This window comes from Photobacterium sp. DNB22_13_2 (assembly GCF_052873915.1).
This window is the reverse complement of record NZ_JBNNXU010000157.1, coordinates 1-267: the sequence shown is the minus strand read 5'-3', so window position 1 is coordinate 267 and position 267 is coordinate 1. Positions and strand designations below refer to the sequence as shown.

1 protein-coding gene is annotated in these 267 nt (G+C 64.0%); it reads left to right on the top strand.

Annotated elements, in window-relative coordinates:
* Positions 1–267, top strand: a 267-nt coding sequence (locus ACVA58_RS28190) for a hypothetical protein (protein ID WP_446513538.1), incomplete at both ends; no start/stop codon positions are given.

The following is a 267-nucleotide window of genomic DNA, read 5'->3' as shown; positions in this document are numbered from 1 at the left end:
AGTTGGCACTGGATGAAGCCGAGCGCGCCGACCGCGCTGCTCGCCGCGATCAGGATCGTGCCATCCGCGAGGCTCAGTACAACGCTGAGCGTCCGCAACGCGAAGCTGCTGAGCAGAAGAACCGCACCGACTTCCAGAACAAGCAGGAACAGCAGCGCCTGAACGAAGTGCAGCGCCAGGCTGAGGCGCCACAACGTGCAGCCAACGCACAGGCGAACGCTCAGAAGCAGGCGGAGCACAATGCCAAGCTCAAGGCCGCGCAAGAGC